Origin of the sequence: Haloterrigena sp. KLK7, assembly GCF_037914945.1 — an archaeon.
In the GTDB taxonomy this organism is placed as follows: Archaea; Halobacteriota; Halobacteria; order Halobacteriales; family Natrialbaceae; genus Haloterrigena; species Haloterrigena salinisoli.
Window position 1 is genome coordinate 866,999 of sequence record NZ_CP149787.1, and the last position, 18,543, is coordinate 885,541.

The 18,543-nt window shown below is 64.8% G+C and carries 17 protein-coding genes and 2 pseudogenes; 11 read left to right on the forward strand and 8 right to left on the reverse strand.

The features are described from left to right. The first annotated feature begins 114 nt into the window (after positions 1–114). Entirely contained in the window at positions 115–912 is a 798-nt protein-coding gene (locus WD430_RS04260; protein ID WP_339104793.1) for an alpha/beta fold hydrolase, read from the forward strand. A 142-nt stretch (positions 913–1,054) separates the two neighbouring features. Further along, positions 1,055–2,434 (forward strand): 7,8-didemethyl-8-hydroxy-5-deazariboflavin synthase subunit CofH, encoded by a 1,380-nt coding sequence (gene cofH, locus WD430_RS04265; protein ID WP_339104794.1) that lies wholly within the window; start codon positions 1,055–1,057, stop codon positions 2,432–2,434. A 48-nt stretch (positions 2,435–2,482) separates the two neighbouring features. On the opposite strand, the pseudogene WD430_RS04270 reads toward cofH, so the two are convergent. After that, positions 2,483–2,707, reverse strand: a pseudogene (locus tag WD430_RS04270) (cyclase family protein); the annotation flags it as partial. Here WD430_RS04270 and WD430_RS04275 point away from each other — a divergent pair. Next, positions 2,696–3,404 (forward strand): annotated as a pseudogene (locus WD430_RS04275) (agmatinase family protein); the annotation flags it as partial. The pseudogenes WD430_RS04270 and WD430_RS04275 sit on opposite strands and share 12 nt — an antisense overlap. A gap of 65 nt (positions 3,405–3,469) precedes the next feature. Here the strand turns inward: WD430_RS04275 and WD430_RS04280 are convergent. After that, a complete protein-coding gene (locus WD430_RS04280) occupies positions 3,470–3,898 on the reverse strand; it encodes a twin-arginine translocation signal domain-containing protein (protein WP_339104795.1) in 429 nt (142 codons plus the stop codon). A 573-nt stretch (positions 3,899–4,471) separates the two neighbouring features. Here WD430_RS04280 and WD430_RS04285 point away from each other — a divergent pair. After that, positions 4,472–5,230 carry an SDR family oxidoreductase gene (locus WD430_RS04285; RefSeq protein WP_339104796.1) on the forward strand — a complete coding sequence of 253 codons (759 nt, stop codon included), beginning with the start codon at positions 4,472–4,474 and terminating at the stop codon, positions 5,228–5,230. Positions 5,231–5,290: 60 nt separating this feature from the next. After that, on the forward strand, positions 5,291–5,743 hold the full coding sequence (locus WD430_RS04290) for a nucleoside deaminase (protein ID WP_339104797.1): 453 nt from the start codon (positions 5,291–5,293) through the stop codon (positions 5,741–5,743). A 15-nt stretch (positions 5,744–5,758) separates the two neighbouring features. On the opposite strand, the gene cofG is transcribed toward WD430_RS04290, so the two are convergent. The 4 genes from cofG to WD430_RS04310 all read right to left on the reverse strand — a co-directional run bounded on the left by cofG (position 5,759) and on the right by WD430_RS04310 (position 10,512). Next, complete coding sequence (gene cofG / locus WD430_RS04295; protein WP_339104798.1) at positions 5,759–6,946, reverse strand: 7,8-didemethyl-8-hydroxy-5-deazariboflavin synthase subunit CofG; 1,188 nt, start codon at positions 6,944–6,946, stop codon at positions 5,759–5,761. A 381-nt stretch (positions 6,947–7,327) separates the two neighbouring features. Next, positions 7,328–8,011 (reverse strand): 2-phospho-L-lactate guanylyltransferase, encoded by a 684-nt coding sequence (gene cofC, locus WD430_RS04300; protein ID WP_339104799.1) that lies wholly within the window; start codon positions 8,009–8,011, stop codon positions 7,328–7,330. A gap of 148 nt (positions 8,012–8,159) precedes the next feature. Further along, on the reverse strand, positions 8,160–9,338 hold the full coding sequence (locus tag WD430_RS04305) for a tubulin/FtsZ family protein (RefSeq protein ID WP_339104800.1): 1,179 nt from the start codon (positions 9,336–9,338) through the stop codon (positions 8,160–8,162). A 253-nt stretch (positions 9,339–9,591) separates the two neighbouring features. Next, the gene (locus tag WD430_RS04310; RefSeq protein WP_339104801.1) at positions 9,592–10,512 is read right to left on the reverse strand and encodes a complex I NDUFA9 subunit family protein; all 921 of its coding nucleotides are present in this window, start codon (positions 10,510–10,512) and stop codon (positions 9,592–9,594) included. A gap of 96 nt (positions 10,513–10,608) precedes the next feature. Here WD430_RS04310 and tmk point away from each other — a divergent pair, with 96 nt between their 5' ends. From tmk to WD430_RS04325, 3 genes are all read left to right on the forward strand, one after another. Then, positions 10,609–11,226, forward strand: coding sequence for a dTMP kinase (gene tmk / locus WD430_RS04315; RefSeq protein ID WP_339104802.1), 618 nt, complete (start codon positions 10,609–10,611; stop codon positions 11,224–11,226). Positions 11,227–11,767: 541 nt separating this feature from the next. Continuing rightward, positions 11,768–12,745, forward strand: coding sequence for a phosphotransferase family protein (locus tag WD430_RS04320; RefSeq protein WP_226481427.1), 978 nt, complete (start codon positions 11,768–11,770; stop codon positions 12,743–12,745). 243 nt (positions 12,746–12,988) lie between these two features. Next, positions 12,989–13,597, forward strand: a complete 609-nt coding sequence (locus tag WD430_RS04325) for an FkbM family methyltransferase (protein WP_339104803.1) — start codon at positions 12,989–12,991, stop codon at positions 13,595–13,597. A 218-nt stretch (positions 13,598–13,815) separates the two neighbouring features. On the opposite strand, the gene WD430_RS04330 is transcribed toward WD430_RS04325, so the two are convergent. After that, positions 13,816–15,684 carry an SLC13 family permease gene (locus tag WD430_RS04330; protein ID WP_339105791.1) on the reverse strand — a complete coding sequence of 623 codons (1,869 nt, stop codon included), beginning with the start codon at positions 15,682–15,684 and terminating at the stop codon, positions 13,816–13,818. Positions 15,685–15,913: 229 nt separating this feature from the next. On the opposite strand from WD430_RS04330, the gene WD430_RS04335 reads away from it, so the two are divergent. From WD430_RS04335 to WD430_RS04345, 3 genes are all read left to right on the forward strand, one after another. Continuing rightward, the gene (locus WD430_RS04335) at positions 15,914–16,144 is read left to right on the forward strand and encodes an Lrp/AsnC family transcriptional regulator (RefSeq protein ID WP_339104804.1); all 231 of its coding nucleotides are present in this window, start codon (positions 15,914–15,916) and stop codon (positions 16,142–16,144) included. 247 nt (positions 16,145–16,391) lie between these two features. Further along, on the forward strand, positions 16,392–17,138 hold the full coding sequence (locus WD430_RS04340; protein WP_339104805.1) for a TrkA family potassium uptake protein: 747 nt from the start codon (positions 16,392–16,394) through the stop codon (positions 17,136–17,138). Next, positions 17,138–17,368 carry an Lrp/AsnC ligand binding domain-containing protein gene (locus WD430_RS04345; RefSeq protein WP_339104806.1) on the forward strand — a complete coding sequence of 77 codons (231 nt, stop codon included), beginning with the start codon at positions 17,138–17,140 and terminating at the stop codon, positions 17,366–17,368. Before WD430_RS04340 ends, WD430_RS04345 begins: the two co-directional genes overlap by 1 nt. Positions 17,369–17,899: 531 nt before the next feature. Here WD430_RS04345 and WD430_RS04350 read toward each other — a convergent pair. Next, the gene (locus tag WD430_RS04350; RefSeq protein WP_339104807.1) at positions 17,900–18,442 is read right to left on the reverse strand and encodes a DUF5813 family protein; all 543 of its coding nucleotides are present in this window, start codon (positions 18,440–18,442) and stop codon (positions 17,900–17,902) included. Between the last annotated feature and the right edge of the window lie 101 nt (positions 18,443–18,543).

An 18,543-nucleotide genomic window follows, 5' to 3' on the forward strand; every position in this document is an offset into this window, starting at 1 on the left:
GACGGGCCGGGGAACTGACGTGACGCCGGCCCGTCCGCGAGTCCGCAAATTTTCGCGCTCTTCCTGTCCGTATCGGTGCAAAAGTCCGACACGGCTGGCGCTCCTTCGACGCGTATGGAGCTGAATCACATCCGTCGCGGCGACGGCGAGCCGTTGCTCCTCGTTCACGGGCTCGGCGGCAGCTGGCGGACGTGGACGCCGGTGCTCGACGGGCTGGTCGCCGAGCGGGAGGTGATCGCGGTGGACCTCCCCGGTCACGGTGAAACGCCGCCGTCGTCCGGCGAGGCGTCCGTCGACACCCTCGCTGATGACGTCGCCTCGTTTCTGACTGCGAACGATCTCGAGGGGGTCGACGTCGTCGGGAACTCGATGGGCGGGCGGCTCGTCCTCGAACTCGCGCGTCGGGGCGACGTCGGCGCGACCGTCGCGCTCGATCCCGGCGGGTTCTGGACGGGCTGGGAACGGTACTTCTTCTACGCGACGCTGGCCCCGTCGATCCGCCTCGTTCGCGGGCTTCAGCCCGTGATGGATCGACTCATGGACAGCGCCGCGGGCCGGACCCTGCTGCTGGCGCAGCTTTCGGCTCGTCCCTGGGACCTGCCCGCCGACGTCGCCCGCGAAGAGATGCGGACCTTCGCCGACTCGCCGTCGTTCGACGAACTGTTGCGGCGATTGGCGTTCGGACCCGGCCAGCCCGGGACGGAGTCGACGCCGGGACCGGTCGTGATCGGCTGGGGCCGCAAGGATCGGGTCACGCTCCCTCGACAGGCCAAGCGCGCCGCGAACCGATTCCCCGGCGCGCGATTCCACTGGTTCGAGGAGAGCGGTCACTATCCCCACTGGGACGCTCCCGAGGAGGCCACGCGGGTGATCCTCTCCGCCACGGCCCGCGAGGCGTTCGACGAGTCGTGAGGACTGGACTCCGCGACCGCTGGCGTGGAACGCGGTCGCGACCGAAACGACTCGAACCTCGCTCCGACCGAGACGTCTCCTCCGAGCGGACGAAAGGAAGGATCCATCACCCTTTTCTCGCTGTGCTGGTATCGTTACGTCGATGGAGCGACCGGTGACCGAGGCAGACCTCGCGTTCGAACACACCCCCGAGACCGACCAGTCCTTCGAGAACGCACTCGAGAAGGCGCGCGACGGCGACCGACTCACGGTCGACGACGCCGTCGAGTTGCTGACGACGGGAACCGACGGCGAGGGCATCGACCAGCGGCGCAAGGAGCAGGTCCTCGAGGCCGCCGACCGCCGGCGCGCCGAGGTCGTCGGCGAGGAGGTCACCTTCGTCGCCAACCTGAACAACAACGTCACGACCGCGTGTAACGTGGGGTGTCTGTTCTGTAACTTCAAGGACGCCGCCCACACCTTCGAGAGCGACGCCGAGGTCGAGACCGCCGGCTTCACGAAGACGCCCGCGGAATCCCGCGAGATCGTCGCCGACGCCGTCGATCGGGGCATCTACGAGGTCACCTCGGTCTCCGGTCTCCACCCCGCCTTCGCGCTCGACGCGGAACACCGCGAGATCCTCGAGGCCCACCCCGAGCCGAAGGAGATCAACTACAAGTCGCCCGAACGCTACGACACGAGCCCCGGCACCTACACGGATCAGATCGCGGCGATGAGCGTCGACGGGGTGCACGTCCACTCGATGACCCCCGAGGAGGCCTATCACGCCCGCCGCGGGACCGACTGGTCCTACGAGGAGGTGTTCCGACGGCTGAAGGACGCCGGCCTCGACACCGTCCCCGGAACCGCTGCCGAGATCCTCGTCGAGGAGGTCCGCGACGTGATCTGCCCCGGCAAGATCGGCACCGAGGAGTGGCTCGAGGCGATGGAGGCCGCCGCAAACGTCGGCCTCGGCATGACGGCGACGATCATGTACGGCCACGTCGAGAACGAGGCCCACCGCGCGCTACACCTGAAACGGATCCGCGATCTGCAAGACCGGACCGGGAACATCACCGAGTTCGTTCCGCTGTCCTTTATTCACCAGAACACGCCGCTGTTCGAGCACGACGTCGTCTCGAGCGGCGCGAGCATCGACGAGGACGAACTCATGATCGCCGTCGGTCGACTCTTCCTCGACAACGTCGATCACGTCCAGTCCTCGTGGGTCAAGTACGGCGACGAACAGGGACTGAAGATGCTCTCCTGTGGCGCCGACGACTACATGGGGACGATCCTCTCCGAGGAGATCACGACCCGCGCCGGCGGCGAGCACGGCGAGTTCCGCTCGTTCGAGGACTACGTCGAGATGATCTCCTCGATCGGCCGCGTGCCGGTCGAGCGCTCGACCGACTACGAGAAGCGCCGCGTTATCGATCCCGAGAACCCGCCCTTCGGCCCGCAGTTAGGACCGAAGGCCGACGGCACGCCGCTGCTGACTCGGGAGGAGCGGGAGTCGCAGACCGCGATCGCGGACGACTGAGATCGACCACGAGTCGAGGGCCGTCGTCTCGAGCGTTGGGTGGCATACTCATTCCACGTCACTGACGCCGACCGCCCGAGCCGGTGCGCCGTCGCTGTCGAGCGCGATCGGATACGCTCGGAGGTCGAACCGATCTCCGAACGCGTCGAGGTTCGTGAGGTTCTCGAGGATCAGCAGGTCATTGCCCAGCGCGTGGTGGGCTGCGAACCCGTCCGGTTCGTCCTCAGTGGCGTTTTCCGTCGGCGTCGGATCGGGGTTGAGGTCGCCGACTGCGGCGACGTTCCGGTGTTCCCGATGGACCTCGAGACCACCGCGGAGTCGATTCACGGTCCACGTCGCGACCGTCGCTGCGCAGGGGACCATGCCCGTCCTCGTCGGCGGCGATCACTACTGTACGTTCCCGGCGTTTCGAGGCTTCGCGGAGGGGTCTGACCACGAGACGATCGGGCTGGTCCAGATCGACGCCCACACCGACACCGCCTCCGAGAGCCCGCTGTTCGGCGAACACTTCCACGGCTCGCTGACCACCACATCGCGGACTCGCCACACACCGACTTCGAACACGTCGCCCAGGTCGGGATCCGCGGCTACGAGTCCCCCGTGTTCTTCGAGTTGGCCGAGGAGACCGGACTCGGGCACTATATCATCCGCGACGTCGAGAAACGCGGCGTTCGACCAGTCGTCCGCGATGCGATCGAACACGCTGCGGCCGAAACCGACGCCGTCTACGTCACGTTCGACATCGACTCGGTCGACCCGTCGGTCGCACTCGGAACCCGGCGGCCTCTCGGCCTCGCAGGCACTGGCCGTCGTCGAAACCCTCGGAGAGCACCCGGCGGTCGGCGCCGCCGACCTAATGGAGGTCGCGCCGCCGTACGACCCCACCGACGAGACGGCGCGGCTGGCCGCGTATCTGTTGACGACGCTGCTCGAGCGGCGGTTCGCCGAAGAGGTGTTTGAGCCGCGGTAGCTGTTCTATTTCAGTCGCGTTAAAAGAGCAAGATTTCCGTGTGCGCCTCTCCGGATCGGTAGGCGTTACTGCTGTACGAGGGAGAGTGTCTCCGATTCGGTTACTGCACCGCCGAGGATCGAAACGGTAGCGTTGACCGTATTACCGAAGATATCGATGAGGTCGTTGAGACTGTCCTGAACGACGATCTGAACGAGATCGTCATCAGCGGTAAGGATTTCGACGTCCGAGATATCGATCAACTCATCGTTGAAGAAGAGCTGGACGTTGTTCGCATTGAGGGCGTTCAGACTGACACCGCCGACCTGGAGAACGACGAGTCCCTGTCCTGCTTGATTAGCGGTCACATTGCTTTGAATGTCCTCTATCGTCGGCTGACCGCCTTGTCCTTGCCCACTCTGTCCTTGTGCTGCAGCCTGTCCGCCGAGTGCGGCGAGACTGGTCGTTGCTGCTACACCTTTTACGAACGTACGTCGGCTGGATTTCTCTGTCATAGCGAGCCGGGTAGGACGGGACCGCGAGTCCGTAAAAACCGACGCGACCGTTCCGGGGAGTTTCTCTCGAGAATTCGATAGCCGGTCGATCGCCGAATCGACAGTATCGCAGTCCGGTACGTGACGCCTCTTCTTGGCGGTATCACAGGTTCCGTTATCGATGATTAGTCGATCCGCCGCCGATAATCGGGCAACGATACAGCGATATATCGAGCGAAAACGTTCGTTGTCTCGGACCGATCGCAGCGACCGCACCCGTTTCGGTCTCTCGGAAATCGGTCACGAACGCGGGTTCGAGCGTTCCACTCCTGAAACGGAAACTCCGCTGATAGAAATCCGTGATTTTCATCGGGTCATATTTGATATCCAACCGTCACTTCTGATCTGAAGCCGAATGGCCGATCTGTCATGCGATCTACCACTGGAACCGGGTATACCGAAATCCGTTCGCTTGAAAGTGATCAACTGCTGTCAGTACAGCCAATGCGAAGAGTCCGTCGCCGAGACTCGACTTGAGCCGGCAACTCGACGCATCGGTCCGATATTTATGTGGCTACTCGAGAAGGAACGCGTATGCGACTCGAAGGCAAGACAGCGTTTATCACAGGGGCAGGGTCCGGTCTCGGCCGAGAAGCAGCGCAATTGTTCGCCGCGGAGGGAGCGACGGTCGTCGCCGCCGATATCGACCTCGAGAGCGCCGAGGAGACGATCGACCGCGTCGAAGAAGCGGGTCAGGACGGGGCCGCCGTCGAACTGGACGTCCGCGACGCGGACGCGGTCCACGCGGCCGTCGACGAAGCGGTCGAGGAGTTCGGCCTCGATATCGTGGTGAACAACGCGGGCGTCAGCCACGGGCGCGCGAAGATCGAGGAGATCGACGAGAGCGAGCGCGACCGCGTCATCGACGTCAACGTGAAGGGCGTCTGGAACGGCTGTCACGCCGCGATTCCGCACTTCAAGGAGCAGGGGTCGGGCGCGATCGTTAACACCGCGTCGCTGGCGGGCGTCATCGGCGCGCCGGAACTGGGCGCCTACTCGCTGTCGAAGGGCGCGGTCGTTAACTTCACGCGAACGGTCGCGGCGGAGGTCGGCCCGGCCGGCGTCCGGGCGAACGCGGTCTGTCCGGGCGTGACGGACACGGCGATGCCCCGGAAGAACCGCACCGAGGAGGAGTGGGAACGGGCCAAAGAGGAGATGGCCCGGTACTATCCGCTCAAACGACTCGGAAGGCCCGAGGACATCGCCAACGCCATGCTGTTCCTCGCGAGCGACGAGGCCGACTGGATCACCGGTCAGGCGCTGGTCGTCGACGGCGGCTTCTCCTGTTCGTAACGACCGGCGGCGTTCCCGCTCGAGGGGAACCGTTTCGGAACCGACGGTCGAACGTCCGCTATGGCCACCGATGAGTCCTTCGTGCGGCAGGCGATCGACCTCGCCGGATCGGCAGTCGAACGCGGGAACACCCCGTTCGGTTCGCTGCTCGTCGTCGACGACGAGGTCGTTCGAACCGCGGAGAACACCACGCTCACCGACGACGACGTCGCCGCCCATCCCGAGTTCAAACTGGCTCGGTGGGCCGCGAGCGAACTCGAGCCGGCCGAGCGCGAGCGATGTACGATGTACACCAGCACCGAGCCGTGCCCGATGTGTGCGAGCGCGATCGTCTACGCGGGGCTCGGACGGGTCGTCTACAGCGTCTCCGTCGAGTCGCTCGCGGAACGCAGGGACGACGGCGTGATCGAGATCCCCTGCGAGGAGGTCGTCGACCGGGCGGACGCCGAGACGACCGTCGAGGGTCCGTTCCTCGAGAACGAGGGACTCGCGGTCCACGACGAGTACTGGTAGCGCGGCGTCGACTCCTCAGCGCGTCGCCGCCGCCGCGTTTCGGAGCACCGCGCGATACCGCTTCCCGGCCCCGTCGTCGGCCGCGAGCGCCTCGCGGATCGTCGGCGAGAGCCACTCGCGGTCGGTGGCCGGATCCCGTTCGCCCGCGGCGCCGGCGGTCCCGTCGGCGGCCACGCCGTCGAACCCGTCGGTGCGCAGCTCCTCGGGCAGGAACCGCTCGTAGACCGGGAGCCGCTCGCCCAGCGGTAGCTCCGCGGACGCGGCGATCTCCTCGAGTTCGCGCAGCGCGGGCCACTTGTAGTCGGGGTTGATGTGGTCGTCGGTGACCGGCGAGACGCCGCCCAGGTCGTCGACGCCGCAGTCGATCAGGTCCGCGGCGGGGGCGAGGTTCGGTGGCACCTGCACCGACACCTCCTCGGGTAAGGCGGCGCGGGCCATCGCCGTCACCCGGCGCATCGTCTCGAGGGCGGGCGATCCAGCCGACCAGCGCTCGTTTTCGACGACGGGCTGGACGATCACCTCCTGGATGTGGTCGTAGCGGTCGTGCATCTCGCGGATCGCGAGCAGGCTCTCGGCTCGGTCGCGCCACGTCTCGCCGATCCCCACGAGGATTCCGGTGGTGAAGGCGACGTCGAGTTTCCCGGCGTTCTCGATCGTTCGCAGGCGCTGGCCCGGTTCCTTCGTCCGCGGGCCGGCGTGGGCGCCGACCTCGGCGGTCGACTCGAGCATCACGCCCATGCTGGCGTTGACGTCCGCCACTTCGGCCATCTGCTCGCGCGTCTGGTCGCCCGGGTTGGCGTGGGGGAGCAGCCCCTCCTCGAGGGCGACCTCGCAGGCCTCGCGCAGGTAGGTGTGGATCGAGTCGTGGCCCCACTCCGCGAGTTGCGCGTGGATCTCGGTGTAGCGGTCGTCGGGGTCGTCGCCGAAGGTGAACAGCGCTTCCGTACAGCCCGCGTCGGCCCCCTGTCGGCAGATCTCGCGGACTTCCTCGAGCGAGAGCAGTGAGGCCTGTCCGGGCGGATCGAAGTACGTGCAGTAGGTACAGGTGTAGCGACAGGCCGTCGTCAGCGGCACGAAGACGTTTCGCGAGAAGGTCAGCGCGGGCGGCGCGCCGACGTCGGCGGGCGTGACCTCGAGGAGGTCGTCGACCGCCGCGTCGTCGACCGCGATGTCGACGCCGTACTCGCTCGCCCCGGGGAACATTACCTCCGAATCCCGGCGCTCGACACATAAGCCCTTCACTTCCGGGCGGCCCGACGCAGCGCGGACGAGGGATCGCCCGATCGAGCGTCCGGTCGGCGAAAAACTCCCGGACCGGTTGAATTACGTCAGTGGTCCGGCATAGGGGTATCCGTATGCTCGATATCGCACTCCATACCGGTACAGAACATCCAGACCTCCTGTGGATTCTCGTCCCTAGCCTCCTGACGTTTATCACGGGACTCGTCCTCGCCGCGTATTCGGACCGGATCCGAGCGTGGTCCAGTCCCGAGGACGACGCTGTGACCGAGTAACGGCCGTCTCGCTCTGTTGAACCCGAGTTTCCACGCGTCGCTGAGTCCCGACTCCGCCCCGTCGACGGCGCTACTCCGGTCGCGACTCCTCGAGTCGCGCGACGGTCACGCGGCCGTCCGTTCGCTCGAGTTCGAACCCGAACTCGCGAAGCCGGGCGGGCGCGCGGTCGGTCTCGGTTCCGTGGACGAGCACTTCGACGAGATCCGCGGGTTCGTCGACGTCGGTCCCCAGCCGGAACGAATCGACCGTCTCGAGGGTCGCGCCGACGTCGCGGGCGATCTCGCAGTGATCGAGATAGGAGGCACCGTGGTAGTCGACCCGAAAGTCCGGGTGGGCGACGACGAGCGCGTTCGTCCCGCCGCCCCGACCCGGTGCGACCGCGATATCGCCCCCGGCGGAACACAGCGACTCGAGCGCGTCGGCGGTCGTCAGCGCGAGATCGGCCATGACGACGGCCACGGGGTCGGGATCGGTGCCGTCGCCGCGCTCGGGCAGCCGCGCGTTGACCGCTTCGGTGAGCGACCGCTCGTCGACCGCGACCGAGACCGCGGCGCGGACGTCGGCCGCGAGTTCGAGCGTCTCGAGATCGAGCGGCGCCGTCGCGAGGACCGTCGGCTCGTGGCCCGCCTCGACGACCGCGGTCAGGACGTCCGCGAGCATCGCGCGTGCGAACGACGTCCGCTCCGCGGGCGTGAGGACGTCGGCGAGCCGGGTCTTCGGCTCCGTCGCGGCGAACGGGACGACGACCTGCATCGACCGACGGTACTCCGGACGGGGGCAAAAACACGTCGAACTCGGACTCGAGTCCGGAATCGAGAGCCGACGGGGCCAGCGTCCCCCGTCGTACCCCCCGATACGAGTGCGGTCGCTGGCGCCGTCGGGGTCCGAAAGAAGGGCGAGCCTAGAACAGCGGCTCGAGTTCGTCCTCGTCGTCTTCGACGAGTTCTTCGAGGTTCTCCTCGCTCTCCTGCTGGATGTCGTCGATGTTGTCCTGTGCCTCGATGGCGACCTGCTGGAGGCGCTTGATCCGCGGGACGTTCGTCACGCCCGAGAGCAGGATCGCCGCGGCGACCTCCGGCTCCTCGCGCGGGTAGTCGCCGCCGCGGACTTCCATGCTGCCCGTTTCCTCCTCGAGCCACTTCCGCCCGCGTTCGATGCCTTTCCGGTTTAAGTACTCCGAGGGGCCGGCGAGCACGAGCAGCGCGCGCTCGGTGCCTTCGATCTCACACGGGAGGGTCAGGCGTCCGAGCGCGGCCTTACGAACGAGACTCGTGATGCGGTTGGTCGTGTTCGCGGCGTCCAGCTCGTCGTCGCCGCCGGCGTCGCCGGTAAACCGGGAGAGCAGACCGCCGCCGGTGTTCAGGTCGACCTCCTCGCTGGCGAAGCCGACCGTGGAGACGCCACCGCCCGAGAGCGTGTTGATGATCTCGGAGGAGTCGACGACGCTCTCCGCCACCTCCTGGCCGTCACCGACCTCGCCGGCGCCGAAGAGGATGCCGAAGCGACGGACGATCTCCTCGTTGATCTGCTCGTAGCCGCCTTCGACGGACTCGCCGGTCTGCCGCCACGAGTCGTTGTCGAAGACCATGAGGTTGTCAACCTCGCGGACGAACGTCTGGAACGAACGGGCCGCGTTGAGCGTGTAGATCCCGCCCTCGTCCGTGCCCGGCAGGACGCCGAGCCCGTAGACGGGGATCGTGTAGATCCGCTTGAGGTGCTTCGCGAGGACCGGCGCACCGCCGGACCCGGTCCCGCCGCCCATCCCGGCGACGACCAGAAACGCGTCGACCTCGTGGGTCGGAATCGCGTCGATGGCGTTTTGCACCTCGTCGATGTCTTCCTCGGCGACTTCCGCGCCGAGCTCGTTGTCTGCACCCACGCCGTGGCCCTTCACCCGGGCCTGGCCGATGAGTACTCGATTCTCCTGTGGTATATTCTTCAGACCCATGAGGTCCGCTTTCGCGGAGTTCACGGCAATCGCCGCACGGACGATTCCGCTACCCGTCCGATCGTCGTAATCGAGGAATCGATCGACGATCTTGCCACCGGCCTGTCCGAATCCGATCATCGCCAACTTCATAGTTTGTCAGGGGGCTCCGTTGAATTGGTACAGAGTGATCAAGGGCATAAGTCTTTTGTTGAGCTGAATTTCTCGTCTTCTTCAAAGTCCGCGAAAATCGCAAGCGGGCGTCGGGATCGATCGCGTATTCCCGCGGAAGAAAGCCATCATGTACGACGAAGGACCTCTGTTTTATATTAAATGTTTGGGCCGACTGGTCCGGTCGTAAATGGGGGGAGCAATCGCCGGACGGCGGTATCGCCTCGGGCGCGGGTCACGGTGACGGTCGAGACGCCCCCCGTCGCCCGGTCGCGCCGACGCCGAGATACGAACCGAGCGTCGTCAGTTCGTCCTCGGAGACGCCGAACGCCGACGCGTCGTTGGTGACGACGGTGTTGTTCATCTCGAGCGACCGCGCCTGATCCGCGCCCAGCGGAACGAACGGTAGTGGATCGATAGCCGACAGCCCGAATTTCGCCAGCGACATCGGAATCGAGACGATGGAGACGGACTTCCCCTCGGCCGCGTAGGCCAGTTCGGTCGCGTCCGCGAGCGTGACGATCTGTGGCCCCGCGATCTCGTAGGTCTCGCCGACGTGGGTGCCGTCCTCGAGGGCGTCGGCGAGCATCGGGACCAGATCGCCGACCCAGATCGGCTGGAACCGCGTCTTCCCGCCGCCGGGAAGCCCCGTCACGTACGGCGTCGTCAGCTGTTTCGTGAACTCGAGGAACTCGGCGCCGTCGCCGAAGACCACGGAGGGGCGGACGATCGTCCACGCGAGCCGCGAGTCCCTGACGACGGCCTCGGCCTCGCCTTTGGTACGGAGAAACTCGGTGTCGGCGTCCGGGTCCGCCCCGAGGGCGCTCATCTGGACGAACCGATCGACGTCGCCGTCTTCGGCCGCCCGGACGAGGTTCGCCGTGCCCCCGAGGTGGACCGTCTCATGGGCATCCTCGTCGGGGGGTTTGTACAGCGGCGAGAGCGAGACGAGGTTGACGACGGCGTCGTGGCCCGCGACCGTCTCGGCGATCGAGTCGTAGGCGCTGACGTCGCCCGCGGCTCGCTCGACGTCTGCGGGAAGGTCGGCGTCGCTGGGATCGCGGGACAGCGCCGTCACCTCGTGGCCACGGTCGTGGAGTTCCGTACAGAGGTTCGTGCCGATGAAACCGGTACCGCCGGCGACGAGGATCTTCATACTCGAGAGATGACGACGCAGCGATAAATAGCTGGTCGCCTCCGCTGTTGGGGTCCGATGGATCCTTCTAAATACCCCTCGGCCACACGTGGGAGTATGCTGGTCACGCTCGAGGGACTGGACGGAAGCGGCAAGACGACGGTCTGGGAGGCCCTACAAGGTCGCTATCCGGACGCGGTCTTCACGCGGGAGCCCACGAACGACTCCTGGTACGGCGACGCGGTCTACCGCTCGATCGGCGACGACGACGCCGACTCGCTGGCGGAACTGTTCCTCTACACGGCCGACCACGCCGACCACCTCTCGCGGGTGATCGAACCCGCCCTCGAGCGGGGCGACCTCGTGATCTCCGATCGCTACTCGGACTCCCGGTTCGCCTATCAGGGCGCGACCCTCGAGACGTACGACCGCCTCTCGGTGGACGACCCGCTCGAGTACGTGATCGACGTCCACGACCCCTTCACGATCCCGCCGGACCTGACGATTTACCTCGACGTCGACCCCCAGACCGCCGCCGAGCGCGCGGGCGCGACGAACAAGTTCGAGCGGGCCGACTACCTCGAGTCGGTCCGCGAGAACTACGAGCGACTCCTCGAGCGCGACCCCGACCGGTTCGTCCGCGTCGACGCGACGCAGGCACCGGACGCGGTGCTCGAGGCGGTGTCGGGGGCTCTCGAGTCGGCGCTTGAGGGGTCCGGCCTCGAGTCGGCCTGAATCGTTCGAGCTGTGGCAGTAGATAGCGGTGGTGTTTATTCAACCGAGTAGACATGTGAAACCTACGGCAAGTACAGGATGCTCACTTAGCAGGAGACCTCCCCTTGTGAGGAAGACGAGGTCGTCCTCACGTATCAAGAGGCACCAACCAAGACGGAAGTCCCTCGATGGCATTCGGGATGGTACCATAGCGATGCTGCATCCATACCTGGACAGCAACGGTCACGTAGAACCACAGATTCGAGAGAGGGTCCTCTTCGTACCTCCCTTAACTACTGGACTGATGCGTCCAGACTTCGGAGCACCATCTGCGCCGCAGCACTGTCAGTCGCAGTTCCGAAGTACATGTGGAATTCATGTTACACTCCAACTCGTCGTCTCGAAGCATCCTGATTAACATCCACAGTAGGCCTTACCAACAATCAAGAATCAATATGAATAGCCGCCAACCGACGACCGATCCAACAGTACAGCAGAGTATCCGAACTCCCGGGTAGAGTGTTCTCGGTATCCAGTCGATGAAGCACGGAGTAAACTAGTGATGAACGAAAATAATACGACAGACGAAGATATCACGGCAGGTCTCACCTATGCGTTCCCCGAGCGAGAGATCGAGGCGGTGCGTCCCGCGGGACTGTCTTGGAACGACCTAAACGAGACAGTTCGTGTCGAGTTCGCCGACGGTCGATCGGCGTTTCTAAAGGTCGCCAGAGATGACGATGGGTCCAGAATCACCCGGGAGTGTGCCGTTATCGACTACGTCGACACATGCTGTGACGTGGACGTGCCAACGGTGGTTGCAAGCGATGCGACCAGTGAACCGCCGTATCTCGCTACAGCACCGATGTGTGAGCGGACTCTCGCATCTCAATGGGAAGAATTGAGCAGGACTGAACGGACAACTGTCCTGCGACAAGTTGGGGGTGCCATCGCTGAGGTACACTCCCAAAAATTCGATCACCACGGGCACATCGTAGATGGTGATGCAGACGGATTTGTGGTAGACACCGGATCGTGGACCACCATCCTCGTCGAACGAATCGAGATGATGCGAGAATTAGCGTCGGCAGATCGCTTCGAACATTACTTCGACGAAGTGGTCGAGGCCGTCAACACAAATCACGAACGTCTCGACCTCGCACCAGCGACTCTCGTTCACGGCGATCCGGCGATGCCAAACATCTGTCGAAGCGAAACGACGTTCGGTTTCATCGATTGGGAAATTGCGCATATTGGCGATCCCGCCAGGGAGCTTCATAAAGCACAAAAGCGGTTACTCGAATCGGTGGATCGTGGAGACGACGAGCAACTCGTACGCGCACTTCACGAAGGGTACCGACAACGCGCGGGTTCCTTGCCAGCCGGCCTCGATGATCGTGCACCGATCTACGATGCAGTTCTGTTCCTCGGGACGGCTGGATACTTCGACAAAGTCGTCGACTCCTCCGACGACTCACCCGAGGAAGTTGCGAGGTGGATTGAGACAGAGATGACTGAACGACTTACAGCAATTCAATAGTTAGTAGTGGACGACAACAAGAACCGGCAGGCAGACGCTCCACACTGTTCCCGTCGGGCCGACAACGAGGAACGGTGGTCGTTCATTCGAGTCCATGTTTCTATCAGGCATAATCACTATATCAGTTGATCATAACTGTCTGCTGTGCAGCAGCTCAGGGACCTCCGGAGATGGGTGTTCATGCGGTTCCAGCCGTCTGAGCGGGAACTTTCGTTTTCTCGTGGTAGTGTCTCAGCTGTGCAAATGGAGTATGGCGACTACGTAGAGTTGAACCGGGTCGGATCGGAATCGAGCCTGATCACCGAGCTGTGTTCACGCGCCAGCTCGGACGATGTCTTCTTCGACATCGGGGCGAACCTCGGGGTGGTCTCCGCCGCGGTCGCCACGCACACCGGGGCGACGGTCCACTCGTTCGAACCGAACGAATCGACGGCAGCGAAGTGTTGGGAAACGTTGCGACGCAACGGGGTCGAGCCGTCAGTATTCGAAGTCGCTCTGTCGGACGAAAACGGCACCGGACGCCTCGAAGCACCGTGGGAACATGGGCAAACCGCTGTGTCGGATGACGGTAGTATCGAGGCCACTCTCCGACGGGGGGACGATTTCGTCGACGACGCCGACCTCCCCACTCCCACTCTCGTCAAGATCGACGTCGAGGGACACGAAGCGGCAGTGTTGAACGGACTCAAACGCACACTGTCCAAACAGCAGTGTCGGACGATCTTCTGCGAGGTACACGACGAGCGCGGTATTGAGGTAGAGGAGGTATCTTCGCCACTCAGGCGCTATGGGTTCTCGGTGACGGAGTTTGAGACGAGAAAGTACACAACGATGCTCGTCGCCGAAAAATAGTGGGACTGAGGCACGTGAGATGGACTCCCGATGCGATTGATGTCGAGATGAGCCACGAATGGGCAACAACGAATGATCCGTGAATGGACCGCTGCTTCAAAGACAATTCTGCTCAGTACGCACACGTAGTTACCGAGTCCTCCAATCCGCGCTGAATAACGGATCCGTTCTCCTGATGGATCCCCGACGAACGTCGCCGCGGCGAGTCGCGCCCCCCGTCAGAGCCCCCAGAAGAACGCGATACCGAGCACCGTCACGACGGAGAGCAGCAACTGCAGCGGCGCGCCGACGCGGACGAAGTCCATGAACTTGTAGCCGCCGGGGCCGTAGACGAAGAGATTCGTCTGGTAGCCCACGGGCGTGAGGAACGCCGTCGAGGCCGCGAAGGTCACCGCCAGCACGAACGCGAACGCGTTCGCGCCGATCTGGGAAGCGGTCTCGACGGCGACCGGGAGCATCAACACGACGCTCGCGTTGTTGGAGATGACGCCCGTGATGAGCCCGGTCGCGAGGTAGAACACCCAGAGGACGCCGATGACCGGGAGATAGGCACCGGTCGCGGCGACGAGACTCCCCAGCAGGTCCGCGCCGCCGGTCTGTTCTAAGGCCATGCCGAGGGGGATGATGCCGGCCAGCAGGAAGATCACGTCCCACTCGACGGCGTCGTAGATCTCGGTCGGCTTGAGGACGCCCGTCGCGACCATCGCCACGACGCCCGCGAGCGCGGTGACCATGATCGGGAGCGAAAGCGCCGACATCGCCTCGAACGCCGCGACGCCGGTCGCACCGGCGAGGGCGGCGCCGACAGCCCCCCAGGGCACGGCGACGAAGCCGACGACGCCGGCCATGATCGCTACCGCGTGCGGGATCTTCTCGCTCCGGTAGTCCGGTTCCTCGGGTTCGTGGGCGACGATGAAGTCGTCGTTCTGCGAGAGCCGGTCGATGCTATCGGGGGCCGCCTGGACCAGCAGCGTGTCACCGACGCGGATCCGTCGCTCGTCCATGTGATCCCGGACCGTCTCGCCCCGACTGCGGAAGGCCAGCACCGTCGCGTCGTACCGCTGGCGGAAGGTCGAACTCGCGAGCGATTCGCCCACGAGGAACGACCCCCGCGGGACGACGATTTCGACGAGGGTCCGCTCGGGCACCTCGTCCGGCTCGAGGTCGTCGACCGTCTGCGGGTTCCCCACGAGCGAGAGAGTCTCCTGATCGACGAACTGCCGGACGGTATTGCGGTCAGCGCGCAGTCGCAACACGTCCCCTTCACGGATCGTCTTCTGGCCGATCGGTTCGATGAACTCCTCGCCGTCGCGGACGACCTGGAGGATGTCGGCGTCGAACTCGACGTGATCGATGGCGTCCTCGACGGTCGTCCCGACGATCGGCGAGTCGTCGTCGACGACGACCTCGGTCAGGTACTCCTCGATGGCGTACTCCTGGACGTAGTCCTCCTCGACGGGGACGCGCTCGGGCAACAGTCGGTGGCCGACGGTCATGAGATAGATGCTGCCGACGATCAGCACGATGATTCCGAGCTGGGTGAATTCGAACATCGAGAACGGATGGTCGAGCAGCCGCGCGGAGACGTCGCTCGCGAGGATGTTGGTCGAGGTGCCGATGAGGGTGAGCATCCCGCCGAACATCGAGGCGTAGGAGAGGGGGATCAGGAGCTTCGAGGGCGACGTCTTCCCCTTGTGAGCGATGTCCGAGACGACGGGGACGAGGATGGCGACGACCGGCGTGTTGTTGATGAACCCGGAGATCGGACCGCTGACGCCGATCGTCGCGAGCAGTTGTTTGTCGAGGTCCTCGCCCGCGAACGCGGACATCTTCCGGCCGACGATCTGGACGACGCCCGTTCGGCTGATCCCCGAACTGAGGATCAGCATCGCCAGCACGGTGATCGTCGCCGAGTTCGAGAAGCCGGAGGTCCCTTCCGCGGTCGAGATCTGCGTGAAGTTCACCACGCCGTCGGTGCCGAGCACCATCAACAGCACCATAACGAGGATCGCGGTCACGTCGATCGGCAGCCACTCGGTGACGAAGAGCACGAGCGCGAGCAGGATGATCCCGAACACGACGATCATGTCCGGCGTCACCTCGAGCCCGCCGGCCTGTGCGGGGAAGAAACCGATACCGTCACTGAAGAGAAAACGACCGAACACGGTTGACGTCCCGGACTCTCGACCGATCCCGCTTGAAGGTCCCGGTTCGGAGAGATGGACAACGGCGACGGCATTCGGCACCCGGTGGCCGATACCCGCCGCCCGCCGCTGGGCAAAGGCTTTAGTCGTGCCATAGAGTACCACACTACCGATGGTCCACGCGTTCATCATGGTGAAGACGGCCGCCGGAGAGTCCGAGGGGTCGCTCGCGGAAATCAGGGGCCTCGAGGCGGTGACCGACGCCCACATCGTCGCCGGCAACTACGACATCATCGCCGAGGTCGACGGCCAGGAGGTCTACGACGTTCTCGAGACCGTTTCCTCGAGCGTGCAGGGACTCGGCGGCGTCAGCGACACGAAGACCTACATCGCGATGGGGTGAGCCGAGCGGTCGCGCCGCGAGCACGGCGGTACCGACCCCGAACGGACGACGGCAGGCCGTTTCCGCGCGGTCACACTCGTTCTCTCGTCCGGTCTCCCACGGCGGTCGCGGACCGCTCGAGCCGGTAGCGACGACCGCGTAGTCGCGCGATCGCGACGGTCGAACCCCGTACGGCAGCCAGCCTGTCGAACAGCTACCATGGTAGTCGGGGGCAAGCTTATTCACGGGGGCGAGCGTACCCCTGTCCATGCGGTTCGTGATTATCGGGGCAGGACGGGTCGGCCTGCGCACGGCGCGCGTCTTGCGCGACGAGGGCCACGAGGTAACGATGATCGAACGCGACGAGGCGAGGGTTCGCCGCGCTCGCGACCAGGAGTTCCCCGTCGTCGAGGGCGACGGCTCCCGCGAGGACATCCTCGAGGAGGCCGGCGTTCGCGACGCCGACGCGTTGGGCGCGCTGACCGGCGATCTGAACGTCAACTTCACCGCCTGCATGATCGCCAACCACTACGGCTGCCGAACGATCATGCGCATCGACGAGGCCTACCGCGAGGGGATCTACCGCAAGTACGCCGACGCCGTCGACGAGGTGATCTACCCCGAACGCCTCGGCGCTATCGGCGCGAAAAACGCGCTGCTGGGCGGGACGATCCGCGCGATCGCGGACATCGCGCCCCACCTGCAGGTCGTCGAACTCACGATCACCGACGCGGCCCCCGTCAACGGCTACACGATCAGCGAACTGCAACTCCCCGCCGACGCGACCCTCCTCGCGTTCGGCAAGCGCGACCAGCCGCTCGGGCTCCCCGACGCGGACCTCTCGCTCGAGAACGGCGACCGCCTCATCGTCCTCGCGGACTTCGACGTCCTGAGCGAGGTCCGCCAACTGCTGGTCGGCGAATCGGCGGCCACGGCGGCCGCGAACGCGGGTTCGGGCTCGAGTTCGGCGGCGACGGACCTGTCGTCGGAGACGGACACCGGAGGTGTCAACTGATGGTCACGGCATTCATCATGATCAAAGCGAACACGGGCGAAGCGGATCGACTCAGAGACAGCATCCAGACGATCGAGGGCGTTCAGTCCGCCTACATCGTCGCCGGCGACGTCGACATCATCGCGAAAGCGCAGGTCGAAACCCCCGCGGCGGTAAAGGAGATCGCGGCCACCAAGATCCAGGGCGTTGACGGCGTCGAGAACACCCAGACGTACATCGCGATGGACTAGCAGCGAAGTTTTGCGCTGCGGGCGCGGCTTCGCCGCGCCCTCGGCAAAAATTCGATTAAAAGCAACGGAAGACGTTCCCGCTCACTCCGTTCGCGGGCTGCGACTTCCGAGCCTTCGTTCGCTCCGCTCACGAAGACACTCCTCCCTCCGTTCGGCCTCTTCGAGGCCTCCACATCGGTCGTCGGCCCGCTCGTTCACTTCGTTCACTCGCGGTGATCGACTGGGCATTAGCCTGCCCTTCCCCGGGTCGCGCGACTCTCGCATCTGCTCGAGTCGCTCTCCCGGCCATCCCGCAGTTTCAAACGTTCGTTTGAGTAGACAATCTGATGCCGTCGAATCATTCCACCGATATGACGTCGGCGAGCGAGCGGTTCGGAGAACCCGAGCGACGCCGTTCACCGAGCGCTTCGCGCTCGGGCCGACGACTGACATGGAACGAACGAAGTGAGTGGAATGGAAGGAGGAGTGCTTTTCATCGAAGTTTTACCGAGTGCGGTCGCTTCGCGACCGCACGCAGAGTAAAAGTTCGGTCTACATCGGCATGCCGCCGCTGCTACCGTCGCCTCCGTTCTCCGCGGCCTGCTGGCCGCGGTTCTGGGCGTTCTCGAGCAGCGTCGCGGCCGCGCCCTGGTACTCGTAGCCGGGGATGATCCCCTGAGCGAACGTCCCCTCGACGAACTCGATGAGGGCTTTAGCGTCGTCGACGCCCTCCGCGGCGTCCCAGGCGACGTACTCGAGCGTGACGGTGACCGCGTCGTCCCCGCGGTCGACGGCGGGCTCGTCGTGCGTGCTCGTCTGCGCGACCGTGAACGTGTCCTCGAGACGGCGCTCGAGGGTCTCGAACCAGCCGTCCTCGACGACGGGGGCGACGGTCTCGCCCGCGACGGCGGCGTCGAGCGTCGGGAGGGTAACGGTGACGCGGAACTCGCCGTCTCGTTTCCCCTCGGCGTCGTCGGCGGTGACGGTCGCATCGAAGACGGTCGTCGTGAGGTCGTACTTGGGGCCGTCCTCGAGCGGGACGAACGCGTCGTGGGACTCGAGTTCGCGCGCGACGGGGTCGGGAAGGTCGGTCATTATCACGTCGAACGGCGGTGAGCGAAAAGGGTGTTACGCTGTCGGGGTATCTATCACGAACGTTGTCTTTCGAAGGGGACTGTTACAGGGGTAATCGCCCG